The following is a 23723-nucleotide window of genomic DNA, read 5'->3' as shown; positions in this document are numbered from 1 at the left end:
GGCCCCGGGAGCACATCGCTCCCGGGGCCCCTTCGTACGCCGGGGTGCCTCAGCCGGCGGGCGACTCGGTGATCGTCTCGGTCTCGGTCGGCGAGGCCGTGACGCCCTCGGCGGGCGACTCGCCCGGGCTCGCGCTCTCGGTGGGCGAGGGCTTCTCGCTCGGCCCGAAGGAGGCGTAGTAGCCGGCCGCGGGCAGCGCGAGGCTCTGCAGGGAGACCTCGCCGGTCTTGCTGAAGTCGAAGACGACCGTCTTGAAGTCGCCGTCGTTCTTGCTCTCGGAGCCGCCCTTGAAGAGGGCGGACGGGTTGCCGTCACCGCCGAGCAGCACGGAGCTGTGGCCGGGCAGCGTGATCGGGCCGGACAGCTCGGCGTCCAGCGAACCGACCTTCACGGAGTCCAGGGTCTGCTGCTCGTCGCCGTTGTTGAAGACCTTGGCCGTCACCGAGGAGGAGCCGTCGGAGGTGGCCTGGGTGAGCACCACGACGTTCTGGACCTCGATGTCACCGACGCTGGTCGCGGCGTTGTCCGGCCTGACGCGCAGCGTCTCCGCGTCGTTCCCGGCAGCGCAGGCGGCGAGCGGGACGAGCGAGAGTGCGAGGGCGGCGGCGAGGGCGCCGCGTCGAAGGCTGCTGCTCACGGCGGCGGCATCTCCTTGGGCGGGGTACGGGAGTTACGGACGTACGGGACTTACGGCTTACCTGGTGCGGGATTAGGTTACCGAGCCCGCTCGGCGCGCCCGCACCGGCCCACCCCCCGCCGGGCCGGGGCTTCACCCGCCCGGGTGTCCCGCAGGCGTTCCGGGGGCGTTGCGGGGCTGCCGGGGGGCTCGCGCGGGGGCCTCCGGACGGACCGGCGCGGACGCGGCGGAATCCATTCCGGGATTCCGCCGAACGATTCCCGCCACACCGGCAAGATCCATTTCCCGTTCATCCGCCGGACGGAAATCCGGCGTGGTGCGAAAATGGATCGGATCAAGCCCGTGGCGGCCGAACGGAGTAGCGGGAGACCCCCCGCAAGAGAGCGACAAACCGGGATGTTCTTCCTCTTGTCCCGGCCGCCCGCAGGGTGTAACGGGCGCGTTTCAGGCCCCCTCGGCACCCGCTCCGACCTGCGAATTCCGCCCTCCGCTCCCCCTCCGCAGCACGTTCCGGTCGCACTTGTCAAGCCCCGAGATATGCCCTGACCTGCGAAAACGCCATTCAGAACCAGCCGTTCCCGTGTTACCCTGGATAGCCACGGAAGGGGTACCTGTCACATGACGTTCAAGGTTGGCGACACCGTGGTCTATCCCCATCACGGGGCCGCGCTGATCGAGGCCATCGAAACTCGCCAGATCAAAGGCGTGGACAAGACCTACTTGGTGCTCAAGGTCGCCCAGGGCGACTTGACGGTACGCGTGCCCGCGGACAATGCGGAGTTCGTCGGCGTGCGCGACGTGGTCGGTCAGGAAGGGCTGGACCGGGTCTTCGAGGTGCTGCGCGCACCGTACACCGAGGAGCCCACCAACTGGTCCCGCCGCTACAAGGCAAATCTGGAGAAGCTCGCCTCCGGCGACGTCATCAAGGTCGCGGAAGTCGTGCGGGACCTGTGGCGCCGTGAGCGGGAGCGCGGGCTGTCGGCCGGCGAGAAGCGCATGCTCGCCAAGGCCCGCCAGATCCTGGTCAGTGAGCTCGCGCTCGCGGAGAACACCAACGAGGACAAGGCCGAGACCCTCCTCGACGAGGTCCTCGCGTCCTGACGCGGATTTCCGCCGTAGTGCCCGGTGCGTCACGTACGCCGGGCACTGCGGCATGCCGGGGCGCCCTCACGGCGGACTGGCACTTCCACGACGCCGAGGAGCCCCCTCGTCTTCGTTCGCGCGTCGCTTCCCCCTGCATACTGGGTGCCGGGCCCGGGCAGCAGGCCCTGTCGGTGTCACGGAAGGGTCCGACAGGGGCTTCGCGCCCGGCACGTTGAGGCGATACCCATTTCGGCCAAGGACACAAACCTGACTACCGCGGCAGTCATTCCCGCCGCCGGACGTGGAGTCCGGCTCGGCCCCGGTGCGCCCAAGGCGCTGCGCACCCTGGGCGGCGTCCCGATCCTCGTGCACGCGGTGCGTGCCATGACCCGCGCCCGCGCGGTGTCCCTGGTCGTGGTGGTGGCGCCCCCCGACGGGGTCACCGAGGTCAGGGCGCTGCTCGACAGCCACGGCCTGCCCGAGACCAAGGACATAAGGGTCGTCGCCGGCGGCGAGAGCCGGCAGGACTCGGTACGGCTCGGCCTGGCCGCGCTGCCGGACGAGGTCGAGGTGGTGCTCGTCCACGACGCCGCCCGCCCGCTGGTGCCGGTCGACATGGTCGACGCCGTCGCCGCCGCCGTGCGGGACGGCGCCTCGGCCGTCGTGCCGGGGCTGCCGCTCGCCGACACGGTCAAGGAGATCGACCCGGCCACCGACGCCGTCGTCGGCACCCCGGACCGCTCGCTGCTGCGCGCCGTCCAGACCCCCCAGGGCTTCGACCGGGCGACGCTGCTCAAGGCGCACAGCACGGTCACCGGCGCGGTCACGGACGACGCGAGCATGGTCGAGCGGCTAGGCGTCCCGGTGCTGGTCGTGCCGGGGCACGAGGAGGCCTTCAAGGTCACCCGCCCGCTGGACCTGGTCCTCGCCGAGGCCGTCCTCGCCCGCAGGAGGGCCACCGATGACTACTGAGCCGACCGACGCCGCCCCGGCCCCGCACGTCCCCGTGCTGCCCCAGGTGGGCATCGGCACCGACATCCACGCCTTCGAGGCGGGCCGCGAACTGTGGGTCGCCGGCCTGCTCTGGGAGGGCGAGGGGGACGGCCTGGCGGGGCACTCCGACGCCGACGTCGTCGCGCACGCCGCCTGCAACGCGCTGTTCTCCGCGGCCGGCATGGGCGACCTGGGCGCGCACTTCGGCACCGGGCGCCCGGAGTGGTCGGGCGCCTCCGGTGTGACCTTGCTCACGGAGGCGGCCCGGATCGTCCGCGAGGCGGGCTACGACATCGGCAACGTGGCCGTCCAGGTCATCGGTCCGCGCCCCAAGATCGGCAAGCGACGCGACGAGGCCCAGAAGGTCCTGTCCGCCGCGGTGGGCGCCCCCGTGGCGGTCTCCGGCGCGACGACCGACGGTCTGGGCTTCACCGGGCGCGGCGAGGGACTGGCCGCCGTGGCGACCGCACTGGTGGCCCGCCGGGCGAAGTGACAGGGGGTGCGGACGAGTTGACTCGCCGCCCGCGGGACCGCGCCGTCCGCCGTACGGGTGAAGCGGCCGCCCGCCGGCCGCCCGGGCGGCCGGTGCCACGGCCCCCGCGAGCGTCACAACACCGTGAAGCTCACGCGGAGCGGACGGTGCACGCACCCGGGGCCACTACCCTTGATGCGTGACTATTCGCCTGTACGACACCGACGCGCGCCAGGTCCGTGACTTCACCCCGCTCCGGCCGGGCTGCGTCTCGATCTACCTGTGCGGCGCGACCGTGCAGGCAGCCCCGCACATCGGGCACATCCGGTCCGGCCTGAACTTCGACATCATGCGCCGCTGGTTCGCCCACCGCGGCTACGACGTGACGTTCGTCCGCAACGTCACCGACATCGACGACAAGATCATCGCCAAGTCGGGCGAGCAGGGCCGCCCCTGGTGGGCGATCGGCTACGAGAACGAGCGCGCCTTCAACGAGGGTTACGACGCGCTCGGCTGCCTGCCGCCCACGTACGAGCCGCGCGCCACCGGCCACGTGCCCGAGATGATCGAGATGATGCGCGGCCTCATCGAGCGCGGCCACGCCTACGAGTCCGAGGGCAACGTCTACTTCGACGTCCGCTCCTTCCCGGACTACCTGGAGCTGTCCAACCAGGAGCTCGACAACCTGCGCCAGCCGGAGAGCGAGGGCGAGACCGGCAAGCGGGACGCGCGCGACTTCGCGATGTGGAAGGCCGCCAAGCCCGGCGAGCCGTACTGGGAGACCCCGTGGGGCCCCGGCCGTCCCGGCTGGCACCTGGAGTGCTCCGCGATGGCCCACAAGTACCTGGGCACCGCCTTCGACATCCACGGCGGCGGCATCGACCTGATCTTCCCGCACCACGAGAACGAGATCGCCCAGGCCAAGGCCTTCGGCGACGACTTCGCGCAGTACTGGGTGCACAACGCCTGGGTCACGATGAGCGGCGAGAAGATGAGCAAGTCGCTCGGCAACTCGGTCCTCGTGAGCGAGATGACCAAGCGCTGGCGGCCCATCGTGCTGCGCTACTACCTCGGCACCCCGCACTACCGCTCGATGATCGAGTACAGCGAGGAGTCGCTGCGCGAGGCAGAGTCGGCGTTCGCGCGCATCGAGGGCTTCGTGCAGCGGGTCGTCGAGATGGCCGGCCCGGTCGAGCCGGCCGCCGAGGTGCCGCCGGCCTTCGCCGAGGCGATGGACGACGACATGGGCGTCCCGCAGGCGCTGGCGATCGTCCACACCACCGTCCGGCAGGGCAACTCGGCGCTCACCGCGGACGACAAGGAGAGCGCCGTCGCCCGCCTCGCCGAGGTGCGCGCGATGCTCGGCGTCCTGGGCCTGGACCCGCTGGACCCGCACTGGGCCGGCGACGGCCGCGGCGACGACCTGCACGGGGTGGTGGACTCCCTCGTCCGGCTGGTGCTGGAGCAGCGGGAGTCGGCGCGCGGCCGCAAGGACTACGCGACCGCCGACGCCATCCGCGACCGGCTCCAGCAGTCCGGCCTGGAGATCGAGGACACCCCCTCGGGCCCGCGCTGGACGCTCGGCTCCCGGTAGCCGGGCGCCCGCGTCATCATTGACACGTACGTACGTTCACGCAGTAGCAGCAACAGCAGCAGGAAACAGGTGACCCATGGCCGGCAACAGCCAGCGCAGGAACCGCCGCACGTCCAACAAGAAGGGCGCGACGGTCGGTAGCGGCGGGCAGCGGCGCAGGGGCCTGGAGGGCAAGGGCCCCACCCCGCCCGCGGAGGCACGCAAGGGGCACGCCAAGCAGCGGGCCGCCAACGCCAAGGTGAAGCGCGCCGCGTCCGCGCAGTCCCGGCGCCCCTCGGGCCGCGGCGCCAAGTCGACCTCCGAGCTGGTGGCCGGCCGCAACCCGGTGGTGGAGGCGCTGCGCGCCGACATCCCGGCCTCGGCGGTCTACGTCCAGCAGTTCATCGACAACGACGAGCGCGTGCGCGAGGCGATCAAGCTCGCCACCGACCGGGGCATCCCGCTGATGGAGGCCCCGCGCCCCGAGCTGGACCGCATCACCAACGGGCTCAACCACCAGGGCCTGGTGCTGCAGATCCCGCCCTACGAGTACGCCCACCCCGAGGACCTCGCCGCCGAGGCCTTCGACGCGGGCGAGGACCCGCTGATCATGGCGCTGGACGGGGTCACCGACCCGCGCAACCTCGGCGCCGTCGTCCGCTCCGTCGCCGCCTTCGGCGGCCACGGGGTCGTCGTGCCCGAGCGCCGCGCCGCCGGGATGACCGCGGGCGCCTGGAAGACCTCCGCCGGCACCGCCGCCCAGGTCCAGGTGGCCCGCGCCACCAACCTCACCCGGACCCTGGAGGCCTACCAGAAGGCGGGCCTCACGGTCGTCGGCCTGGCCGCCGACGGCGAGGTCGAGCTGCAGGACCTCGAGGCGCTGGCCGGACCGGTCGTCGTCGTCGCGGGCTCGGAGGGCAAGGGCCTGTCCCGGCTCGTCGGCGAGACCTGCGACCTGCGGGTGCGCATCCCGATGCCGGGTGGCGCCGAGTCGCTGAACGCGGGCGTCGCCGCGGGCATCGTGCTCTACGAGGCGGCGCGCCGCCGGGCCTGAACCCGCACGCGCCCCCGGACGCGCCCCGGCGACAACCCCCGATTGACGGGCCTCGGACACAACGGGGCCCGTCACACAGTGTCCTTATCGGGTGTCACTCGGTTAGATGAGTGTGGACACCAGAACACCCCGCACTCCTCCGGGGGGACGGTCGTCGTCGATCACCGACGAGCCTGTGCTCAACATGCTCAAGGTCTCCTCCGACCCGGCCCAGGTCATCGTCAATCACGCGAGCTTCCGCGTGCAGCTCGGCGCGACGTCGGGCCGTGCCCTGACGAGGACCCAGCGCGTCCCCGTCATCCCGACCTCCGTCCGACCCTCCGCCGCCGCGCAGCGGCGCGGCGCGCCCCTGGTGTGGTCCGGGCGCAGCGAACCCGGCGACGCCGCCGCCACCCAGCTGCTCGCCGCGGTGCGCCACGGTCAGGCGGACGGCCTCGACCTCGGCGCCGCGACACAGGTGCTGCCGCGGATCGAGGAGCCGCCGCAGCCCGTCGTCGGCCCGCCGCGCCGGCCGCCGGCGCCCGGCGAGATGCTCGGCGGCATCCGCCCCGCGCGCGGCGCCTACGACGACTACCTCGACCCCGAGGACACCAGCGAGTTCGCGTACGCCGCGCCGCCCGCCGGCCCCCTCGACGAGGACCCCGACTACGACCCGTACGAGGAGCCCGGCGAGGAGCACGGCCGCGGCCGGAACCGGGAACGCGCCGATCCCATCCGGCACGCCTACTACCCGGGCCGCCGGATGAACCTCGGCATCGTGCTACTGCCGCTGCGCATCTTCCTGGGCTTCATCTCCATCTACGCGGGCATGGGCAAGCTCTGCGACCCCGTCTACTTCGACGGCGGCAAGCGTGGCTCGATGGTGACCTGGCTCGCCTCTCTGCACCCGTGGGGGCTGGCCGAGCCGCTGCGCGACCTCGCCCTCGCGCACCCCATCGGCGCCGGGTTGTCGGTGGCCTTCCTGCAGGTCATCGCCGGTGTGCTGACGGTCTTCGGGCTCTGGCAGCGGTTCGCGGCGTCGATCGGCGCCCTGCTGTCGGCGGCGCTGCTGGTGACGGTGAGCTGGCGGACCGTCCCGGCGTACGACACGCCGGACATCATCCTGCTCGCCGCCTGGAGCCCGCTGGTCATCGCGGGAGCGCCGGTCTACTCCGCCGACGGCCGCCTGGCGAGCGAAGCCTGGCGCAAGCTCGGCCCGCGCGCCCCGCTGGGGGAGCTGCGGAGCCGGGTGCTGCGCCGCGGCGCGGTGCTGGCCACCGTGCTGGTCGGGATCTCGCTCGTGGTCGGGGCCACCCTCGGCACCGCGGTGCGGTCCACCAGCCCGCGGTCCCAGCTGCCCGCCCCGACCGACCTGCCGACCAACAACCTCGAGGGCTCGCCGCTGCCCGAGGTGCCCGGGGAGAAGTCCTCCCGGCCCTCCAAGGCCCCCTCGGCGGGCCGTTCCGGCAGTCCCTCGTCCTCACCGTCCTCCTCGCCGTCGGCCCCGGGCGCGGCGTCCTCCGCGCCGAACGCCAGGCAGTCCCGTCCCGGGTCGTCCTCGGCCGGCACCGGCAGCGGCGGCGGGGGCGGCACCGGCGGCAGGCCCTCGCAGACCGTGCCGTCCGTCCCGTCCCGTCCCACGCTGCCCAGCAACCCGCCCACGCCGGGCGGCGGCAGCGGTGGTGGCGGCACCGGCGGCGGTTCCTCCGACAGCGGCGGCGCGCTCGGCGGGCTGCTCGGCAGCGGGGAGACCTCCGGCTGGCTGCTCGGCGCCCCGGCGCGGCACGGCTCGGGGAAGGTCGCGTAACGCCCGTACGGCGCACGGGAAGAGGCGGCCGGAGGTTCCTTCCTCCGGCCGCCTCTTCGTGCCCGTCGTGCCCCGTTGTGGCCCGTTCTGGGGCTTGGCGCGCCCGCAGCGGGACCCAGTGGACCCGCAGCGGCCCTCAGGCCCTCGGCGGTCCGTGCTCAGGGCCGCGAGGCGAGTTCCTTCGCTGCCTCGGCGAGGTCCTTGGCGGTGTCGATGGCCCGCCAGTACGCGCCCTGGGGCAGCGGGAAGCCCGCGAGCCGCCGTTCCCGGGCGAGTTGGGGGAAGGTGGTGCGCTCGTGGTCACCGCGTTCCGGGAGCAGCCCGGTGAACTCGGGGGAGAAGACGTAGACGCCCGCGTTGATCAGGAACGGCGAGGGCGGGGACTCGATGAAGTCCAGGACGTGGCCGAACTCGTCGGTCTCCACGGCGCCCCACGGGATGCGCGGACGGGCCAGCGCCAGCGTGGCGACCGCGGCCCGCTCGATGTGGAAGGCGGCCATCTCCCGCAGGGAGAACCGCGTCCAGATGTCGCCGTTGGTGGCGTACCAGGGCTCCTGCGGCCGGGGCAGCGAGGCGGCGGCGTACCTCAGGCCGCCGCCGCGGCCGAGCGGTTCGCGCTCGACGACGGTGGTCACCCGCAGCGGCAGGTCGGCCGCCGCGCCGGCCAGCCACTCCTGGAGGACCTCAGCGAGATGGCCGCACGAGATCACGGCGTCGGTGACGCCCTCGGCGGCCAGCCAGGCAAGTTGATGGCCGATGATCGGGATCCCGGTTCCGGGGATCTCGATCATCGGCTTGGGGCGGGTGTCGGTGTAGGGCCGCAGGCGGGAGCCCTGTCCTCCGGCGAGGAGGACGGCCTGGGTCACCGCCGGGGAGGTCGCGGGCGTGCCGGTCATGGGCGCACCCTACGCGACCCGCGCGTCGGGTCATCCGAGCGAGGCCACGCCCGTCGCGAAGGCGGTGTCGCAGACCGGCCGCGACCAGGCCTGGGCGCGGTGCACCGAGCCGTACTTGGCGACCGCGGCACGTCCCAGGGACCGGGCGATCGAGCCGCAGTACCGGGCCAGCGAGGGCCGCTCGGCCATCTCCCGCTGCAGGTGCGTCAGGGCGACGCCGGGGTTCTTCTCCTGCACCTCGCCCAGCAGCTTGCGGCGGAGCACCTCCTGCGGGGCCGACCTCTCGGACGCCGCCTCCTTCTGGTGCGAGGCGGTGAGGACTTGGGCCTCGGACGCCGAAGTCGCCCACGGGACGCGGGTGACGGCGAGGGTGCCGGAGAGTACGAGGACGACCGGGAGGACGAGGGCGAGTGACTTGCCGATGCGGCGGGCTACCTGGTTCACGGCAGTGATGGTAGCGAGGAGTGATGATTTGGCGACATTTAGCCACTCTGATGAGTGATGAATGCCCCTTGATCGACTACGGGGGCATTGACGAACATGGTCGAAACGCCATTGTATGACCGGAAATGAGGGGCGATCCGGTCCAGGGAACGACCGTGGCCCGGCCCCCCTTGCGCGGGGGCCGGGCCACCTGGGTCCTCAGCGGCGGGGCGACCGTACGGTCACCGGCCGGCCGCTCAGTCGCTCAGTCGCTCACCGGTGGAGGTGGAGAAGACGTGGCTCTCGCCGGCGCGCGGCACGACGCGCAGCACGGAGCCCTTCTCCGGCACCTGGCGGCCGCCGACGCGGATGACCAGGTCCTTGTGCTCGCCGCCGACCTCGGCCGAGCCGTAGACGAAACCGTCCGCGCCCAGCTCCTCGACGACGTTCACCGTCACGGCCAGACCGGCCGGCTCGTCCTTCGACAGCGCCGAGTCGCCGTCCACGATGTCGAAGTGCTCCGGGCGGACGCCGACGGTGACCGTGCGGTCGCCCTTGTCGGCGGCGGCCTGCACCGCCTCGCGCTCGACCGGCACCACCGAGTTGCCGAACTTCACGCCGCCGTCTGCGATCGGCACCTCGACCAGGTTCATCGCCGGCGAGCCGATGAAGCCCGCGACGAAGAGGTTGGCCGGCCGGTCGTACATGTGGCGCGGGGTGTCGACCTGCTGCAGCAGACCGTCCTTGAGGACCGCGACGCGGTCGCCCATGGTCATGGCCTCGGTCTGGTCGTGGGTGACGTAGACCGTGGTCGTGCCGAGGCGGCGCTGCAGCGAGGCGATCTGCGTACGGGTCTGGACACGGAGCTTGGCGTCCAGGTTGGACAGCGGCTCGTCCATGAGGAAGACCTGCGGCTCACGGACGATCGCGCGGCCCATCGCCACACGCTGGCGCTGACCGCCGGAGAGCGCCTTGGGCTTGCGGCCCAGGTACTCGGTCAGGTCCAGGATCTTGGCGGCTTCCTCGACGCGCTTGCGGATGTCCGCCTTGTTGACGCCCGCGATCTTCAGGGCGAAGCCCATGTTGTCCGCGACGGTCATGTGCGGGTAGAGCGCGTAGTTCTGGAACACCATGGCGATGTCCCGGTCCTTGGGCGGAAGGTGGGTGACGTCCCGGTCGCCGATCCGGATGGCGCCGGCGTTGACGTCCTCCAGGCCGGCCAGCATGCGGAGCGAGGTCGACTTGCCGCAGCCCGAGGGGCCGACGAGGACGAGGAACTCGCCGTCCTCGATGTCGATCTGGAGCTGGTCGACGGCGGGGCGCTCGGACCCGGGGTAGATCCGGGTCGCCTTGTCAAAAGTGACGGTAGCCATGGTGCAGTGGTCCCTTCACCGGCAGGAACGTGCCGGACGATCCGAGTAAAGGAAGGAGGTCTAGTCCACAGGGTGCGGACCTTCCGTGACGCTACCTGGCCCGCCCCGCTTTGTCAGCACCCTCCCGGCCCCCAATTCCCGGACCCTCCCCCCTCCCCGCCTGGGTACACTTCTCATGGCCCCACCCGTAACCCGGGCACCCCGGAGCGGGAACGGCGCCGTGCCGCCTTAGCTCAGCTGGTAGAGCACCGCTCTTGTAAAGCGAAGGTCGTCGGTTCGAACCCGACAGGCGGCTCCAGTTGGGAGCAGCGACAACGCCCCGGACCATGATCGGTCCGGGGCGTTTGACATCCATGGGTGACATCAATGAGGGCGGTCGCTCGCGGTCGGGGCGGCGCCTGAGCAGCCGGTCCATGTGACTGATGGCCTCACGCTGTGTGTCCGATGTCACGTGCGTGTAGACGTCCATCGTGATGCTGATCCGGCTGTGACCCAGGATCTCCATGACCACACGGGGAGCCACGCCGATGCCGGGCACGACTCCCAGGACCGGCCCGTTTGACGGCTCCCGGAACCTCGTGGCTCCCGTCCCTGTGCGCGCACAGCAGCGGCGCATGGCCGGCGCCGGCGCCGGTGACCCGTCCACCGCCCGGGTCGATACACAGCACGGTGCGGCTGGCGAACCGCGCTCGCAAATCGGCCGGAGCGAGCCCTCGGCAGCGCCGTCCACGATGCACGGACGCGCGGGAGGAGATCGCCCCGGGTGCGCGTCAGGAGAGGCTGTAGGTGACCACGGTGCGGGCCGGGAAGCGGAATTCGTCGCGGAACGCGGGAGAGACCTCGACCATGACGTCGACGCTCGAACCGGTGGTGCTTGTGGAGTGGTACATCCAGACGGGGCCTCGCAGGGGAGACCCGCACAGACCCTCGGGGAGCTCGATCTCGTCATCGGCGACACCCTTGGAGCCGTACTTCTCGTCGAACAGGGGCTTGCCGTCCGGGAGGATGCCCGCACTGTGGAGGTAATCCGGTATCTGGTTGCTCACGAAGGTGACCTCAGCGCTGCCGTTCCTGGTGAAGTAGTGGATGTCGGAGGCACTGGCGGGAATCCGTGCGCCCCCGGCGCGGATCACGCCGGGCAGTTGCGTGTCGCTGCCCTCACAGGCTCGGGCGTCCCCGAACGGATGGAACAACTCGTCCCGGAACAGCCAGACCAGGCCGCCCGCCATCAAGGCGGGTATCGCCACCGCGACAACCAGACAGGACAGACGCCGCCGCAATGCGGAGCCGCCGCGCTCCGGATCGGTCACATCATCCAGGTACGAAGCCTCGTTCACCCCGTCTGAAACGGCTCTACCGCTCGTCGCCCTTTCCGCACCCATGACAGGCCCCCTCAGACTTCCCGCACGTGATCGGCAGCAGCGTATGCCCGATCGATCGTTCAGTTACTGGCCCCCGTTGTGCCTGGTCAGGAGTGAGCTCGACATGCAACAGCCCTCCACCAGCCGCTCTTCTCCGGTGGGACGCCATGACCGTCCGTCCACTGATGACCGGTCGCGAAATCGCCGGCGCTCTCATCTGCCGGCGGCAACTGCTGTGATCAGCCATGCTGCACGGCCACTGCGGAGAACAGAACAGCCGCCGCACCGAGAACGAGCAGCTGAACGGAGCCAGCGATCCACAACCGCAGCCCCATCAACCCACCACCCGCCACCACTGCTGCGCATCCGCTGATCCATGCGCCACTCCGCGCAGCATGGGCCGTGCGAATGCCGGGGGAACCGAAGTCGTCACCCGAGAACAGCACGTGCATCCCGAGCCAGACGACAAGCATGGCCGACACCGGAAGAAGGACGACCGCGAGCCCGAGATCCGACCACACCGAATGACGCTGCATGTCCGCCAGCGTGTCGCAGCAGCGGCAGACGCACCTGAGTACGCCTACTCATCTTGCATGCCAGCCGAGACAGCCTTCCGGCCCGATCCGAAAGCGGTATGCGTGCCGAACACGTTGCCAGGGCCCGCCCCTTGGCGTGCTGAGCGCAGAGAGCCCGGCAGAAGGCCGCACGTGCGTACACGTCGTACTCGTCGACCCGGCACCTGGTGCTGCACGGACTCTCACGCGGCCTGCTGGTCACGTCGCTCGTTCTCCTGGACATGGCAGGGTCTTCGCTCACGCTGAGGGCCGAGCACGAGGAGGCTCTCCGGAGCGAGATGGCTCCTTCGGACGCGCCATGGGCTGACATCCACTGCCGGGACCGCCCACGGGTCCCCAAGTTCCCTCGGGGGAGGGCTTCTCACGCGGGGCAGGCCCTGCGCTGTGCTTCCTGCCCGATCGCCGGCAACTGCTCCTTGATGCCGCACTTCAGGTGTTCGTGAATGCGGCCTCGCGTCCAGGTCGTGACGGTCCCGCGGACCGTGCCGCCCGTGCACGTGACGGAGAACTCCGCCGTGACGAGGCGGACCCCCACGGCCTCGACGAACCGGCCCCGGGCCGGGGTGTCGTCGTCGTTGAGCATCCTCGACGTGATGCGAGCTCCGTCTTCGCTCAGGGCGAGCCGGGTACCGACCGGCTCCAGGCCCTGCGAGGTCTTCTCCTCCAGCGACTTCAGGGCGTCGGCCGGACGCGCCCCCGCCTGGACCGACGCGGGGGAGATCCCTGCCGTCAGCGGACGGACCAGTCTCGCCTCGGGAGGACGCGCCGAGCCATGTGCCGGGATCTCGATTTCCTCCGCGTCCGAGATGCCCACCAGGACATTCCGCTCCACGACCGACTGCCAGACGTAGCTGTCGGCCGCGCACTTTGGCGCTGCCGAACGTGCCGGGGACGCCGTCCCGGCGCCGGCGGCGCGGGTCGGCGCCTGTCCCTGCGCGGCGCAGCCGGTGAGCAGAGTGACGGCGCACATGAGCGTCATCGATGACGCGGGTCTCAACGCGGCTCCAGGAGTGGTACGGCGGCCCTGTCGGGCCTGGTGGCGCACAGTCTGACAGGGCGGAAGCCACATCCCTCACGGGGCCCGCACCGGCCGGGGTGGCCTGCGCGCGGCTCACCGGCGCGGAACCCGTGCCACTCTCGTGGTCGTGCCGCGGGCCGCCCCGCCCCGCCCCGCTCCGCTCCTGAGGCGGTGCTCACACCTGGCGGTGAGACCATTCGCGTATGGCAGACGAACGGCTCCCCCCGGGGTGGTCCCTTCAGCGGATCCGAGACGTCTCCGGGGACGAAGAGGCCATCGCCCTGGATCCGGACCGGGCGGTGAAGTGGGTGGCCCGCCCCGGAGCCCGCGACGAGGTGCTGCACCCGGAGATCGTTCTCGGGTTCCACGACCTGTGCCTCGTCAAGCCCGTCCACGACGACGACTGGTACATGGGAAGCCTCTACGAGGACGGCAGCATCGACTGCTGGGCGGCCTACGGCGATCTGTACGAGGCGCTGCGCGGTCTGTAGGGGAACGGGGGCCGGGCGTCTTGCGGCGGGGCGACTGCACGGGGAGCAACAGGCAGGGCGCCGGGGGCAGTTCACCGAGGTGCGCGGGCAGCAGCCGCCCGCCGTTCAGTCGCTGACGGATCCGCAGCTCAGGTTGACCACGGAGCCGGTGATGGCGCCCGCCCGGTCGGACGCCATGAACGCGGCCGTCTCCGCGACTTCGGCCAGTTTCGGCAGCCGGCGCAGCGCGGTGCCGCGTTCCATGTGGGCCTTCACCGTGGAACTGCCTTCCGGGTCGGGCTCGGCGTCGTCGATCATGCCCCAGGAGACCCAGGCCTCCGGGAGGCCGTCCGGGCGCAGGCAGACGACACGCACGCCGCGCGGCCCGACTTCGCCGGCCAGGTGCCGGGAGAACAGTTCCACGGCGCCGCAGGCGACCCCGAAGCCCCCGGTGGCGTGGAAGGCCTGGTCGCGGGCGGAGAGGCGGGATGCCGCCGTGGAGAAGGTGAGGATCACCCCGGCGCCCTGTTCCGCCATGTGCCGGGCCGCGGTCGTCGCGGTCACGAAGTTGGCGGTGGCCGCGGTGGTGACCGGCGTGAGGAAGTCGTCGACGGACATGCCGGTCAACGGCGTGCCCTGCAGGTCGCCGCGGATGCTGACCGCGTTGACGGAGACGTCCAGCCGGCCCGCCGTCCGCACCACCTCGGCCGCGTGCCGCTCGACCGCCTCCGGGTCGAGCGCGTCGACCCGGGCGACGTCCGCCCGGCCGCCCGCGGCCTCGATCTCCTCGGCCAGCTCCGGCAGTCCCGTGAGTCTGCGCCCCGTGAGGAAGACGCGTGCGCCCTCGCGGCCGAAGGTGCGGGCCACCGCCCGGCCGACCGCTCCGCCCGCGCCGTAGACGACGGCGGTCTTGTTCTCCAGCAGCATGTCCCAGTCCCCTCGATCACGGTCCGTGCAGGTCCTGCGGGCAGGTTAGACACGGGCACTGACAGGCGGACGCCGCTGCACCGCGGATCGCGGGTCGGGGCAAGGCCGGGCACCGGGGCGGGCCGGCCGGGCGGGTGCCTCGTCTCGCGACCGAACCGCTGGAGGAATCCCGTACACACACCTGCCCCCTCGCCCTCGCCGCGGAGCGCGCTGCGGGCGGCGCTCTCGTGACCGGCCGGGAGCCCGACCCGCCGGGCTTCCGGACCGGGCCGCGCAGGCGCCGGCTCTTCCCCGCAGCGGCGGCCGCGTCGCTCGCCGCGCCGCCGGCCGCCCGAGGCCCTGGGGCGGGAGCGGGTCCTCGCCGTGCGGGTCACGTACACGGCGACCCGGTCGCCCCGCCCCTCCCCGCGGCGCTACCCGTCCAGCAGCCGGGAGAGTTCGTGCTCGGCCTCCTCGTACCCGGCATCGGCGATGCGCTGCAGTTCCCGCAGGTCGCCCGCGGCGGACGCGCGGCGGGTCAGCAGGAACCCCGCGCGCGGGGAGCCCTCGTCCAGCAGTGAGCCCAGTTCGGCGGTGTCCCCGGCGGCGTCGGCGAGGTCGGCCAGCCGGTCGAGCGCGCGCTCGTTCCCGGCGTCCGCCAGTTCGCGCAGGGTCTCGCGGTCGAAGTTCGTGTTCACCATGGCACCAGGGTGCGGCCCTGCCCCTGGGGCAGGGTCAAGTGCCACGATGGCGGGGTGATCACCATCGGTCAGCTCGCCGGGTACGCCGGGGTGTCGGTCAAGACCGTCCGCGTCTACCACGCCAAGGGGCTGCTTCCCGAGCCCGAACGCGATGCCTCCGGCTACCGGCGCTACGGCGCGGACGACGTCGTCGCCCTCGTCAGGATCCGGACGCTCGCCGAAGCCGGTGTCCCGCTGGCCCGCATCCGCGAACTGAGGGCGGCCGGCCGGGAGGAGTTCCGCCGGGCGCTGCACGACATCGACGGGGAACTGACCGACCGGATCCGCGGGCTGCAGGCCACGCAGGCGCGGCTGCGCGAGCTCGCCTCCGGGGAGCCGGCGCTGCTGCCCGCCGGGGTGCCCGCCCATCTGGAGGCCCTGGAGCGGTGGGGTTTCACCGCCCGGTGGGTCGAGCTCCAGCGGGACCTGTGGGTCCTGGTCTTCGCCACCCACCCGGACCGGGCGGCCGAGCTCTTCCGAGACCAGAGCGAGATGCTCTCCGAGCCCGCGCTGCGGCGGCTCTTCCTGCGCTACGACCACGCGTACGGCCTCGATCCCGGCGACCCCCGCATCGAGGACCTGGCCCGGCGGATCGTCGAGGAGACCCGTAGCCGCTACGGACCGGGCACACCGCCCGAGGCGGACGCGGCCTCCGGGATCCCCGCCCTCGTCCAGGGCAGGGTCAACGCCGCCTCCCCGGCCTGGCGGCGGCTGGACTCGCTGATCCGGTCAGGGCTGAGCGCGGCGCGGTGAGTGGCGGCGTGAGTGGGCGGCGTGGCCCTCGTGCCTGCGGAAGTGAGGTGCCGACCCGGAATTGAACACGTTCAAGATCGCTGCCAGGATGGCGTGCGCAGCGGATGCCGTTCGGGTGTGCCGCTGATCCGTGCTGCCACGAGGAGGACGGCTGTGGATCCGGACACGCCTTGGCGCAATCTCGGATTCGTCGGGCTGCGGCTCGGTGATCTGGTCCTGCGCTACGCCGTGACCTATGCGCTCACCTGGGTGGCCGTGGACCGTTCGCTGCCCGCCGATGCGAGCACGGGGCTCTGGCTGGCCTGCATCCCGCTGATCGCGATCCCGTCGCTCCTGATCAGCGCGTACTACGCGCTTCTCAACCCGCGGACGAGCCTGGAGTTCCGGCTGCCCCTCGCCGGACTCCTGCTTCTGCCCACCTGGTTCCTGCTCTTCCAGAACTACGGGGAGATGCTGCTCATCCCCGCGTCGGGCCAGGTCGCCTTCGCCCTGTGCGTGATGCGGGTCCCGCTGCTGGGACCCGCCCGGCGGTGGCGGAGGGAACGCGTGCGGCCGTCCCCCGGCCGACTGCCGTGAGGCCCTTTCGTGCGGGACCGCGGAGGGGTGCCCGCGCGGGCGGGCACCCCTGCGGGGTCAGCGGACCGTGACCTGGGTCGTGCCCGTGACGCCGCCGCTGGTCACCGTGACGGTCGCGGTGCCGGAGCGGTGGGCGGTCAGGGCGCCGGTGGACGGGTCCACCGAGGCGACCTTGGGGTTGCTCGAGGTCCAGACGTGGGACGCGGGGTCCGCGATCGGGATCGTGAGCGGTGCGATGTTGTCACCGGCGACCTGGTCGCCGGCCGCGGTCAGGGTGACGCTGTCACCCCGGGCGATCGGGTCCTCGGGGCCGGTGACCCTGATCGAGGCGAGGGCGGGCTCTACGGAGAACTGGAGGTCGCCGTCGGAGCCGATGCGGATCAGCCCGAAGTGGTAGAAGCCGCCCTTGTCCGCCGGGGCGTACGCGGGCATGCCGAGGTCGGCGAAGGTGAACTGCGGGATGCCGCCCTGCTCGGTGGTGACGCTCTCGCCCTCGGGGTTCAGGATCTGCTCGGCGAAGCCGCGCGCGTGGCCGTACATCATGATCACGTGCTGCTTCGGGTGCGTCTCCTGGTAGCGCTGCACCAGCCGCAGGTACATGCGCGCCTCCCAGCGGTCCGTGAACTGGCTGTTCGCGGCCGGGTGCGGGTCGTAGGCGGGCATGTGGGTGACGACCAGCACGTCCTTGGCCGTGGTGTCCGTCAACTGCTGGACCAGCCACGGGTACTGCACGCCCTCGGGGTTCTGGAACGGGTCCGAGGACTGCAGGCTGCCGTGCGAGTTGTCGGTGACGATCAGCCGGGCCGCGCCCTGGCTGTACGCGTAGTGCGTGTCGCCGAACGTGTCGCTGTAGTTGCCGTCCTCCGAGTCGGCGCCCTGGGTGATCTCGTGGTTGCCGACGATGTCGCGCTCGGGGATGCCGAGGGCGTCCATCTTCGACTTCGCGTACTGCAGGTCGGCGAGCTTGCCGTCGTCCGCCATGTCACCGAGGAACTGGGCGGCGTCCGGCCGGGCCTGCGGGGTGAGGGCGGGCAGCCGCCCGGCGATGGAGTCCATCACGTTGCTGCTGACGGAACCGGGGTCGGAGGCGAGCAGGTGAGCGTCGTCGCCGGCGAGGAGGGTGGTGCCCTTCCTGGCGAAGTCGGCCGAGTCCTCCTCGTACGACAGCCACTTGGGGTTGTCCGGGATCGCGTGGTACTCCGGCTCCACGACCGGCCGCGGCGAGTACAGCGCCTGCAGCCCGGCGACGTTGAGCGAGCCGCTGTAGGCGGTGCTCGGGCTGATCGCCAGGAAGTCGATGAAGCTGATCGTCAGCGGGAACTGCATGCCGGCGGGCAGCTGGGCGACCGCCAGGTGCCAGTCCTTCCACGTGACGAACGTCGGGTAGAGCGTCGTGGACGTGCCGTTGACGCCGATGTACTTCTCGGCGAGCTCGATGCCGTTGCCGTCACCCTTGATCCAGACCCCGATGCCGGTGGGCACCTGGCCGTTGTTCGTGTCGGTCTTCAGCGTCGTGCGCGGCGAGAGCACCAGCTGCTTGACGCCGGATCCGGCCGGCATCGAGTAGTCCAGGCGAAGCGAGCCGGACTCGGTGGAGCCGGGCGGGACGACGCCGGGGTCGGCGGCTAGGGTGGCCGGCTGGCCGGTGGTGTTGTTGCTGAGCCGCCAGACGTCGAGGCTGGTCATCGGGTCGATGACCTTGCTGACGCTGCCGACGGCGAACGACGCGGTGCCGTCGGCGCCCGCGACCCGCGCGGTCACCTCGGCGAGGCCGCCGTGGTCGGCGTCGGCCGTGAACAGGCCGTGCGCGTCGACGGTGCCCAGGTCGTCCGGGGTGACCTTCCAGGTGGCGGCCTCGGCCGGGATCTGCACCCGGCCGCCGCCCTTGACGGTGCCGGAGAGGGTCAGCTGCTGGGTGGCGCCGTTGTCGAGGTCGGCCTTGCCGGGCGCGACCGTGAGGGTCTCCAGCTTGCCGACGACCTCGAGCTTCTCCGAGGTGGTCGCCCTGCCGTCGGTGGCGATGATCCGGCCGGTGCCCGTGCGGTGCGGGGTGAGCCTGCCGTTCTCGTACGTGGCGAGGGACGAGGGCTCGATCCGGACGTGGACCTGGCCGGCGGCCGGGTTGGCGTACCGGTCGACGGAGTGGACCGGGAGCGGGACGGAGCCGCCGGCGACGGTGGTGACCTGCTCGCCGCCGTTCACCACGACCTTGACGGCCGGTCCGGCCTCCTTGGCGGTGGAGTAGAAGAAGATGCCGTTGGCGACCGGGCGTTCGGTGTTGCCGGGCAGGTCGGAGGGCGTGTTGACGACCTCGGCCTGCTGCGCGCCGGGGGCCCGGCTGACCATGCCGGTGGAGCCGCCGCCGTCGAAGAGCATCGCGGTGCGGGCGCCGTGGGCGACCATGTAGCCGGCGACCTCGTCACGGGTCATGCCGAAGGCGGTGGAGGCGCCGCCGTGGCCGTCGACGGCGACGACGATGGCGTGCCTGCCGTCCTCGGTGATGCCGACGGCGGTCTCCGGGTTGGCGCCGCTCGGCGGGGTGCCGGTCGGGTCCTTGTAGACCTTGCCGTCCTTCACCAGTGTGTCGACGCCGCTGATCAACTGCGTGACATCGTTGTCGGGCGAGAGCCGGGTGGCGATGCCCACCGTGTCGCCGCCGTGCAGGGTGTCGGTCAGCCACTGCCCGCCCTCGCCCGCGCCGAGCAGACCGAGCCGGCCGTCGGCGAGCCGGGGCACGGTGGTGACGCCGCTCCGCACGTCGTCGACGACGAACCCGCCGTCGGTGACGTGGCCGAGCACCAGCGTGGAGGGGCCGGCCAGGCCGGGGGTCTCGCCGAGGTCGGGGGTGACCTCGGTGATGCCGCCGGACGCCACGTCGTTCAATGTGTTCACGGAGGTGAGCGCGCGGGTCGCGGAGCCGGCGGTGACCGTCCCGGAGAAGGTCTGCGGGCCCATGACCATGGTGCCGTCGGGCTTGACGGCCAGCTGGGAGGCGAATCCCGGCTTGGGGCTCTTCAGCAGCCGGCCGTCGGTCATGATGCCGCCGAGCGGGCGTCCGCTGGCGTGGATCTCGAAGTAGTCGCCGTTGACGCCGGCCACCGCGTGCGTGCGGTGGGCCATCGAGGACGGCGTCTCGTCGGCCGGGTTGGTGACGGTGTCGCCTGCTTCGACCATGCCGACCCGCAGGTTCGGGTCGCCGAGGTCGGCGGAGAGCACCTGGATGTGCTGCCGGCCGCCGACGGTGTCGTACGTCTCGCTGTAGTGCTGCAGACCGCGAGTGACCGTCTCGGCGGGGGTACGGGTGTGGTCCACCACGAGCGGCCAGTCCGGCGGCGTCTGCGGCAGCCAGTCACCCTCGGCCGTACGGCCACGGGAGGCGTCGTCCCCGGCGGAACCGGAGGCGGTGGCCGCGCCGGTGACCGCACCGGTCAGGGCCAGCGCCAGCGCGGTGACCACGGCGGTCCGGCGCGCGCCGGTCCCCACGGTTCTCTTCCCGCGAAGTGTCATTGCGTGTTCCTTACGGGTGATGTGCCGGCTGGTCGCCGGCCCGTGTCCACCCGACACCCGTTCGGCGAAGCACAGATGGCCGGTTGCGGATCCGCAGATGACCCGGAGGGGGTGCGGGGTTATGGATTCGGTCAAGAGGCCCCGCGACCGGGGGCTCCGACCGGCGTCCCGCGCCGCCGCACCCGGCCGGACGTACGGAACGCCCCGGCCGCCGCTGCGGCCGGGGCGTTCCTCGTGCGGTGGGGTCACCCGGTCGGTGGCCCCGCGGGCCGGGTGCGGACGTCCGTCACCAAGGGGCGGGGCCCGGGGGTGCGACGACCGGGGGACGGTCGTCGCAGGTGATGGTGTTGGGCAGCTCCCACGCGCCGAGCCAGGGGCCCGTGGTGCCGCCGCCGTCGTTGCCGCCGAGGTCGGTCAGGGAGAACTCGGAACCGGTGGCGGGGAAGTTGAAGGATCCGCAGTTGTTGACGCCGACCGCGCCGACGTTGCGGGCGTCGACGTTCTCGAAGGACGCGGAACCCGCGGCCCGGGCGCTGACGACCGAGGTGCCGGTGCCGTCCACCCGGATGTCCTTGAAGTGCACGTTCGTGATGGAGTAGGTGTCCTTCACCGGCCAGTCGGCGACCAGCATGACCGCGTTGTAGGTGCTGTCGAGGAAGTGGTCGCCGGTCACCCGGATGTCGGCGTCGATGTTGCGCTCCAGCGCGTAGAACCAGATCGCGCCCAGGCCGATGTTCCAGTTCAGCTCGTAAGTTCCGGCCCGCACCGTGGTGTTGCCGGTGATCCACAGGTGCCCGGTGAACGGCTCGGCGCCGAAGCGGGAGCCCACCTGGAGGGCGCTGCCCTCGCGGACGGGGTCGGCGATCAGGTTGCCGGAGAGCGTGTTGTCCGTACCGCCGTAGATCGCGATGCCGTTGGCGAGCACCGGTGTCTGCACGGTGTTGCGGTCGAAGGTGTTGCGGGCGTTGCCGGTCTTCTCCGACCACATCGCCAGCCCGTCGTCGCCGGAGTTGCGGACGAAGTTGTTGCGGACGACGGAATCCGTCACGCCGGTGTGGAAGTTGAGGCCGTCGGCGATCTGGTCGGTGATGACGTTGTCGGTGATCCGCAGGTTCGACATCGGGCCGTCGAACCACAGGCCCACCTTGGTGTGGTGGATGTACAGGCCCTGGATGGTGGAGTCGCTCATCGCCCCGCCGACGCCGTTCACCTGGTCGGTGTCGATGCGTTCGCGGACGTCGCCCTCGATCGCGAAGCCCGACAGGTGGACGTCGCGGCTGCCGCCGGCCGACGCGTCCTTGCCGTAGAAGCCGACGCCCGTGTGGACGGACCCATCGGGCGCGGGGGTGCCGAGCGCGACCTCCTTGCCCTTGAAGACCGTGTACCAGCTGCCGGCGCCCTCGATCGTCACGTCGTCCACGATGATGTGCCGGTTGACCTGGTACGTGCCCGGCGGGACGTAGACCTTCAGGTGCGCGCGGCGGGCGAAGGCGATCGCCTTGTCGAGGGCGCCCGCCGAGTCCCGGCGTCCGGTCGGATCGGCGCCGAACGCGAGGACGTTGGCGGCGAGCAGGGACACCCGGGGCGGCGCGACGAGCTGCGAGTCGAGGAGGTCGACGGTCGTCGGGACGGCCCCGGAGCGTGCCGGGACGGTGAGCCGGACCTTGTCGCCCGCCTTGTACGTCCGGCCCAGCAGGAGGCGCTGCTCGTCGTAGAAGTGGTTCGGACGGAAGGGCTTGGCGATGACCGGCGCCGGGGTGGTCGCGTTCGGCACGCAGCCGCACTCGGTGATCCACCAGTCGTCGTGGAGCAGCCCGGCCTGCGGGTCGTTGGAGAACGGGTACTGGTTGTAGAGCCAGGCGTACTGCGAGGTCAGGGTCATCGTGGTGCGGGCGCGGCCGTTGACCGTGACGTCGAGCGGCGCGGTGATGCCGCCCCCGCCGGGCGCGTCCGGGATGCTGTACCGCACGGTGATCGCGTTGGCGGCGCTCGGCAGCGTGAACTCCACGTACTGGCCGCGCCGCAGGGTCACCGCCTTGCGCCCCGACGCCTCGGCGGGGAGCGTGTAGGCGGTCCGGTCCGGGCCGATGACCTCCCCGTCCGTGGCGGCGTTCTCGGCCTCCTGCTCCACGAACCCGAGGTCCGCGCCGCGGCCCTTGACCAGGGCGGGGTCCAGCGCCGCCCGCGTCACGACGGGCCCGGCCGCGCTCTTCGCCGAGGCGGTGCCGGCCTGGGCCGTCGCGCCGGCCGGCCCGATGCCGACGCCGAGGCCGGCCGCCACCGCGACCACGGCCACGGCTCTTCGCCACGCACTCCTGCTGCTCCGTGTCATCCCCAGCTCTTCTCTCGTAAGGCGCGACCGCCCGGGACGTTCGAGGCGGAGCGGACGTCGTGAGGTGAGGCGACAGTAAGGACCCGTCAGGCCGCTTCACAAGGCTCCTGCGCGATGTTTTCGGCATGATGATGACCAAGTGCGGCTGACTGTTTGTTTTTTGCGCGGCTTGCGTTACTCGTTGCGTAGCGGGGGTGTGGGCCCGTGGGGACGGCTCAGCGGCTTCGCCACGGCTGGGGCAGCGGGGTCCATTCGGGTCCGCGGTGGCGCAGCCACCACTCGCCGATGGTCCGGAACTTCTCCTCGAAGGCGGCGTCCCGGCTCATGAATCCGGTGATCGGGGCCCGCAGGCGGGTGACGCGGCCGTTCGCCTCACAGAGCACCACGTGCCGCACCCCCACGCCCGACTCGGTCCAGATGCCCTGGACGTCCGCCCAGCGGATCGTCCTGCGCCGCGTGTTGTGCACCACCGCCGCCGAGGGGGTCAGCGTGACGCCGAACCGCGCGTGCACCAGCAGTCCCGCCGGCACCGCGAGCCACACCGCCGCCGCGAACGGGAAGCCGGGGCCGGGCGAGTCCGGGGAGCGCAGCCATGCGGAGATCGTCAGGGCCGTGACGAGCAGGGCGCCGGGCACCTGCGGCAGCAGCCTCTGGTGCCAGGTCAGCCGGAATCGAACGTGCTCCATGGAACTCCCCGCCCCTCGCCCGATCATGATGCCCCCCGCATGATGCCCCCCGCATGATCGCCCCCGCATGATCGCCGACGCAGCCTGGCCGATCCGGGCGCCGCTGTCCACTCCGGCGGGAGGGTCAGCCGGCCGGCGCGGCCGCGGGCGGCGGTCCCGGCGCGTGGCGCAGCCCGTAGGCGATGAGCGGTTCGAGGGCGGCGAGGAGCTCGGTGCCGCGGGCGGAGGGGTGGTAGAGGATCTGCACGGGGGTGCTGGGGATGACCTCGCGGCCGATGAGGCCGAGGCTCTCCATCTCCTTGAGGCGTTGCGAGAGCAGCCGGTCGGAGATGCCGGGCACCATGCGGCGGTAGTCGGTGAAGCGCCGGGCGCCGCGGGCGGCGGCCAGCAGGACGGCGCCGGTCCAGCGCCGGCCGACCTTTTCGAGGACGGCCTGGAAGGCGGTGCACGCCTCGGCGTCGATGTCGGGGTCGGCGGTGTCATGGGAAGTCACTTACTCAAGATTAGTG

General features: G+C 71.9%; 22 protein-coding genes, 1 tRNA gene and 1 pseudogene. 11 read left to right on the top strand and 13 right to left on the bottom strand.

Annotated elements, in window-relative coordinates; all coding sequences use genetic code 11:
* Positions 1–49: 49 nt before the first annotated feature.
* Positions 50–637 (bottom strand): DUF461 domain-containing protein, encoded by a 588-nt coding sequence (locus ACFW3D_RS23385; protein ID WP_500506628.1) that lies wholly within the window; start codon positions 635–637, stop codon positions 50–52.
* 618 nt (positions 638–1255) lie between these two features.
* On the opposite strand from ACFW3D_RS23385, the gene ACFW3D_RS23380 reads away from it, so the two are divergent.
* From ACFW3D_RS23380 to ACFW3D_RS23355, 6 genes are all read left to right on the top strand, one after another.
* Positions 1256–1738 (top strand): CarD family transcriptional regulator, encoded by a 483-nt coding sequence (locus ACFW3D_RS23380; protein ID WP_018559600.1) that lies wholly within the window; start codon positions 1256–1258, stop codon positions 1736–1738.
* A 228-nt stretch (positions 1739–1966) separates the two neighbouring features.
* Positions 1967–2692, top strand: coding sequence for a 2-C-methyl-D-erythritol 4-phosphate cytidylyltransferase (gene ispD, locus ACFW3D_RS23375; RefSeq protein ID WP_500506636.1), 726 nt, complete (start codon positions 1967–1969; stop codon positions 2690–2692).
* Complete coding sequence (gene ispF, locus ACFW3D_RS23370) at positions 2682–3206, top strand: 2-C-methyl-D-erythritol 2,4-cyclodiphosphate synthase (RefSeq protein ID WP_500506626.1); 525 nt, start codon at positions 2682–2684, stop codon at positions 3204–3206. Before ispD ends, ispF begins: the two co-directional genes overlap by 11 nt.
* 178 nt (positions 3207–3384) lie before the next feature.
* Positions 3385–4779 carry a cysteine--tRNA ligase gene (cysS, locus tag ACFW3D_RS23365; RefSeq protein ID WP_500506624.1) on the top strand — a complete coding sequence of 465 codons (1395 nt, stop codon included), beginning with the start codon at positions 3385–3387 and terminating at the stop codon, positions 4777–4779.
* Positions 4780–4855: 76 nt separating this feature from the next.
* Positions 4856–5812, top strand: a complete 957-nt coding sequence (gene rlmB / locus ACFW3D_RS23360; protein WP_500506622.1) for a 23S rRNA (guanosine(2251)-2'-O)-methyltransferase RlmB — start codon at positions 4856–4858, stop codon at positions 5810–5812.
* Between the two features lie 106 nt (positions 5813–5918).
* On the top strand, positions 5919–7598 hold the full coding sequence (locus ACFW3D_RS23355) for a DoxX family protein (protein ID WP_500506620.1): 1680 nt from the start codon (positions 5919–5921) through the stop codon (positions 7596–7598).
* A 158-nt stretch (positions 7599–7756) separates the two neighbouring features.
* Here ACFW3D_RS23355 and ACFW3D_RS23350 read toward each other — a convergent pair whose 3' ends face one another.
* The 3 genes from ACFW3D_RS23350 to ACFW3D_RS23340 all read right to left on the bottom strand — a co-directional run bounded on the left by ACFW3D_RS23350 (position 7757) and on the right by ACFW3D_RS23340 (position 10290).
* Positions 7757–8494 (bottom strand): nucleotidyltransferase family protein, encoded by a 738-nt coding sequence (locus tag ACFW3D_RS23350; RefSeq protein WP_500506618.1) that lies wholly within the window; start codon positions 8492–8494, stop codon positions 7757–7759.
* A gap of 30 nt (positions 8495–8524) precedes the next feature.
* Positions 8525–8938: a hypothetical protein gene (locus ACFW3D_RS23345; RefSeq protein ID WP_500506616.1), complete on the bottom strand. Its 414-nt coding sequence runs from the start codon at positions 8936–8938 to the stop codon at positions 8525–8527.
* Between the two features lie 236 nt (positions 8939–9174).
* The gene (locus ACFW3D_RS23340; RefSeq protein ID WP_500506614.1) at positions 9175–10290 is read right to left on the bottom strand and encodes an ABC transporter ATP-binding protein; all 1116 of its coding nucleotides are present in this window, start codon (positions 10288–10290) and stop codon (positions 9175–9177) included.
* A 222-nt stretch (positions 10291–10512) separates the two neighbouring features.
* Between ACFW3D_RS23340 and ACFW3D_RS23335 the strand changes: the two genes are divergently transcribed.
* Positions 10513–10588: transfer RNA gene (locus ACFW3D_RS23335), tRNA-Thr, on the top strand.
* A 472-nt stretch (positions 10589–11060) separates the two neighbouring features.
* Here the strand turns inward: ACFW3D_RS23335 and ACFW3D_RS23330 are convergent.
* Positions 11061–11537 (bottom strand): hypothetical protein, encoded by a 477-nt coding sequence (locus ACFW3D_RS23330; RefSeq protein ID WP_500506612.1) that lies wholly within the window; start codon positions 11535–11537, stop codon positions 11061–11063.
* A gap of 353 nt (positions 11538–11890) precedes the next feature.
* Positions 11891–12187, bottom strand: a complete 297-nt coding sequence (locus tag ACFW3D_RS23325) for a hypothetical protein (protein WP_500506610.1) — start codon at positions 12185–12187, stop codon at positions 11891–11893.
* A 182-nt stretch (positions 12188–12369) separates the two neighbouring features.
* Between ACFW3D_RS23325 and ACFW3D_RS23320 the strand changes: the two are divergent.
* Positions 12370–12669: pseudogene (locus ACFW3D_RS23320) on the top strand (DUF6086 family protein); the annotation flags it as partial.
* Here ACFW3D_RS23320 and ACFW3D_RS23315 read toward each other — a convergent pair.
* Positions 12588–13196: a hypothetical protein gene (locus tag ACFW3D_RS23315; RefSeq protein WP_500506608.1), complete on the bottom strand. Its 609-nt coding sequence runs from the start codon at positions 13194–13196 to the stop codon at positions 12588–12590. The pseudogene ACFW3D_RS23320 and the gene ACFW3D_RS23315 sit on opposite strands and share 82 nt — an antisense overlap.
* Positions 13197–13447: 251 nt before the next feature.
* On the opposite strand from ACFW3D_RS23315, the gene ACFW3D_RS23310 reads away from it, so the two are divergent.
* Positions 13448–13735, top strand: coding sequence for a hypothetical protein (locus ACFW3D_RS23310; RefSeq protein ID WP_500506606.1), 288 nt, complete (start codon positions 13448–13450; stop codon positions 13733–13735).
* Positions 13736–13840: 105 nt separating this feature from the next.
* Here the strand turns inward: ACFW3D_RS23310 and ACFW3D_RS23305 are convergent, their stop codons facing one another.
* On the bottom strand, positions 13841–14641 hold the full coding sequence (locus tag ACFW3D_RS23305; RefSeq protein WP_500506604.1) for an SDR family NAD(P)-dependent oxidoreductase: 801 nt from the start codon (positions 14639–14641) through the stop codon (positions 13841–13843).
* A gap of 413 nt (positions 14642–15054) precedes the next feature.
* Positions 15055–15321 carry a hypothetical protein gene (locus ACFW3D_RS23300; protein ID WP_500506602.1) on the bottom strand — a complete coding sequence of 89 codons (267 nt, stop codon included), beginning with the start codon at positions 15319–15321 and terminating at the stop codon, positions 15055–15057.
* 54 nt (positions 15322–15375) lie between these two features.
* On the opposite strand from ACFW3D_RS23300, the gene ACFW3D_RS23295 reads away from it, so the two are divergent.
* Both ACFW3D_RS23295 and ACFW3D_RS23290 read left to right on the top strand, forming a co-directional pair.
* Positions 15376–16113 carry a MerR family transcriptional regulator gene (locus ACFW3D_RS23295; RefSeq protein ID WP_500506600.1) on the top strand — a complete coding sequence of 246 codons (738 nt, stop codon included), beginning with the start codon at positions 15376–15378 and terminating at the stop codon, positions 16111–16113.
* Between the two features lie 153 nt (positions 16114–16266).
* Positions 16267–16689, top strand: a complete 423-nt coding sequence (locus ACFW3D_RS23290; RefSeq protein ID WP_500506598.1) for a hypothetical protein — start codon at positions 16267–16269, stop codon at positions 16687–16689.
* A 57-nt stretch (positions 16690–16746) separates the two neighbouring features.
* On the opposite strand, the gene ACFW3D_RS23285 is transcribed toward ACFW3D_RS23290, so the two are convergent.
* The 4 genes from ACFW3D_RS23285 to ACFW3D_RS23270 form a co-directional block, all read right to left on the bottom strand.
* On the bottom strand, positions 16747–20196 hold the full coding sequence (locus ACFW3D_RS23285) for a phosphodiester glycosidase family protein (RefSeq protein WP_500506596.1): 3450 nt from the start codon (positions 20194–20196) through the stop codon (positions 16747–16749).
* A 286-nt stretch (positions 20197–20482) separates the two neighbouring features.
* Positions 20483–22528: a glycosyl hydrolase family 28-related protein gene (locus ACFW3D_RS23280; protein WP_500506594.1), complete on the bottom strand. Its 2046-nt coding sequence runs from the start codon at positions 22526–22528 to the stop codon at positions 20483–20485.
* Between the two features lie 215 nt (positions 22529–22743).
* Complete coding sequence (locus ACFW3D_RS23275; protein ID WP_500506592.1) at positions 22744–23214, bottom strand: hypothetical protein; 471 nt, start codon at positions 23212–23214, stop codon at positions 22744–22746.
* Between the two features lie 124 nt (positions 23215–23338).
* Positions 23339–23707, bottom strand: coding sequence for a winged helix-turn-helix transcriptional regulator (locus ACFW3D_RS23270; protein WP_500506590.1), 369 nt, complete (start codon positions 23705–23707; stop codon positions 23339–23341).
* Between the last annotated feature and the right edge of the window lie 16 nt (positions 23708–23723).

Source organism: Streptomyces sp. NPDC058864, from assembly GCF_042742985.1.
Lineage (GTDB): Bacteria > Actinomycetota > Actinomycetes > Streptomycetales > Streptomycetaceae > Actinacidiphila.
The sequence above is the reverse complement of the archived record's forward strand: the minus strand, read 5'-3'. Positions and strand labels throughout refer to the sequence as shown.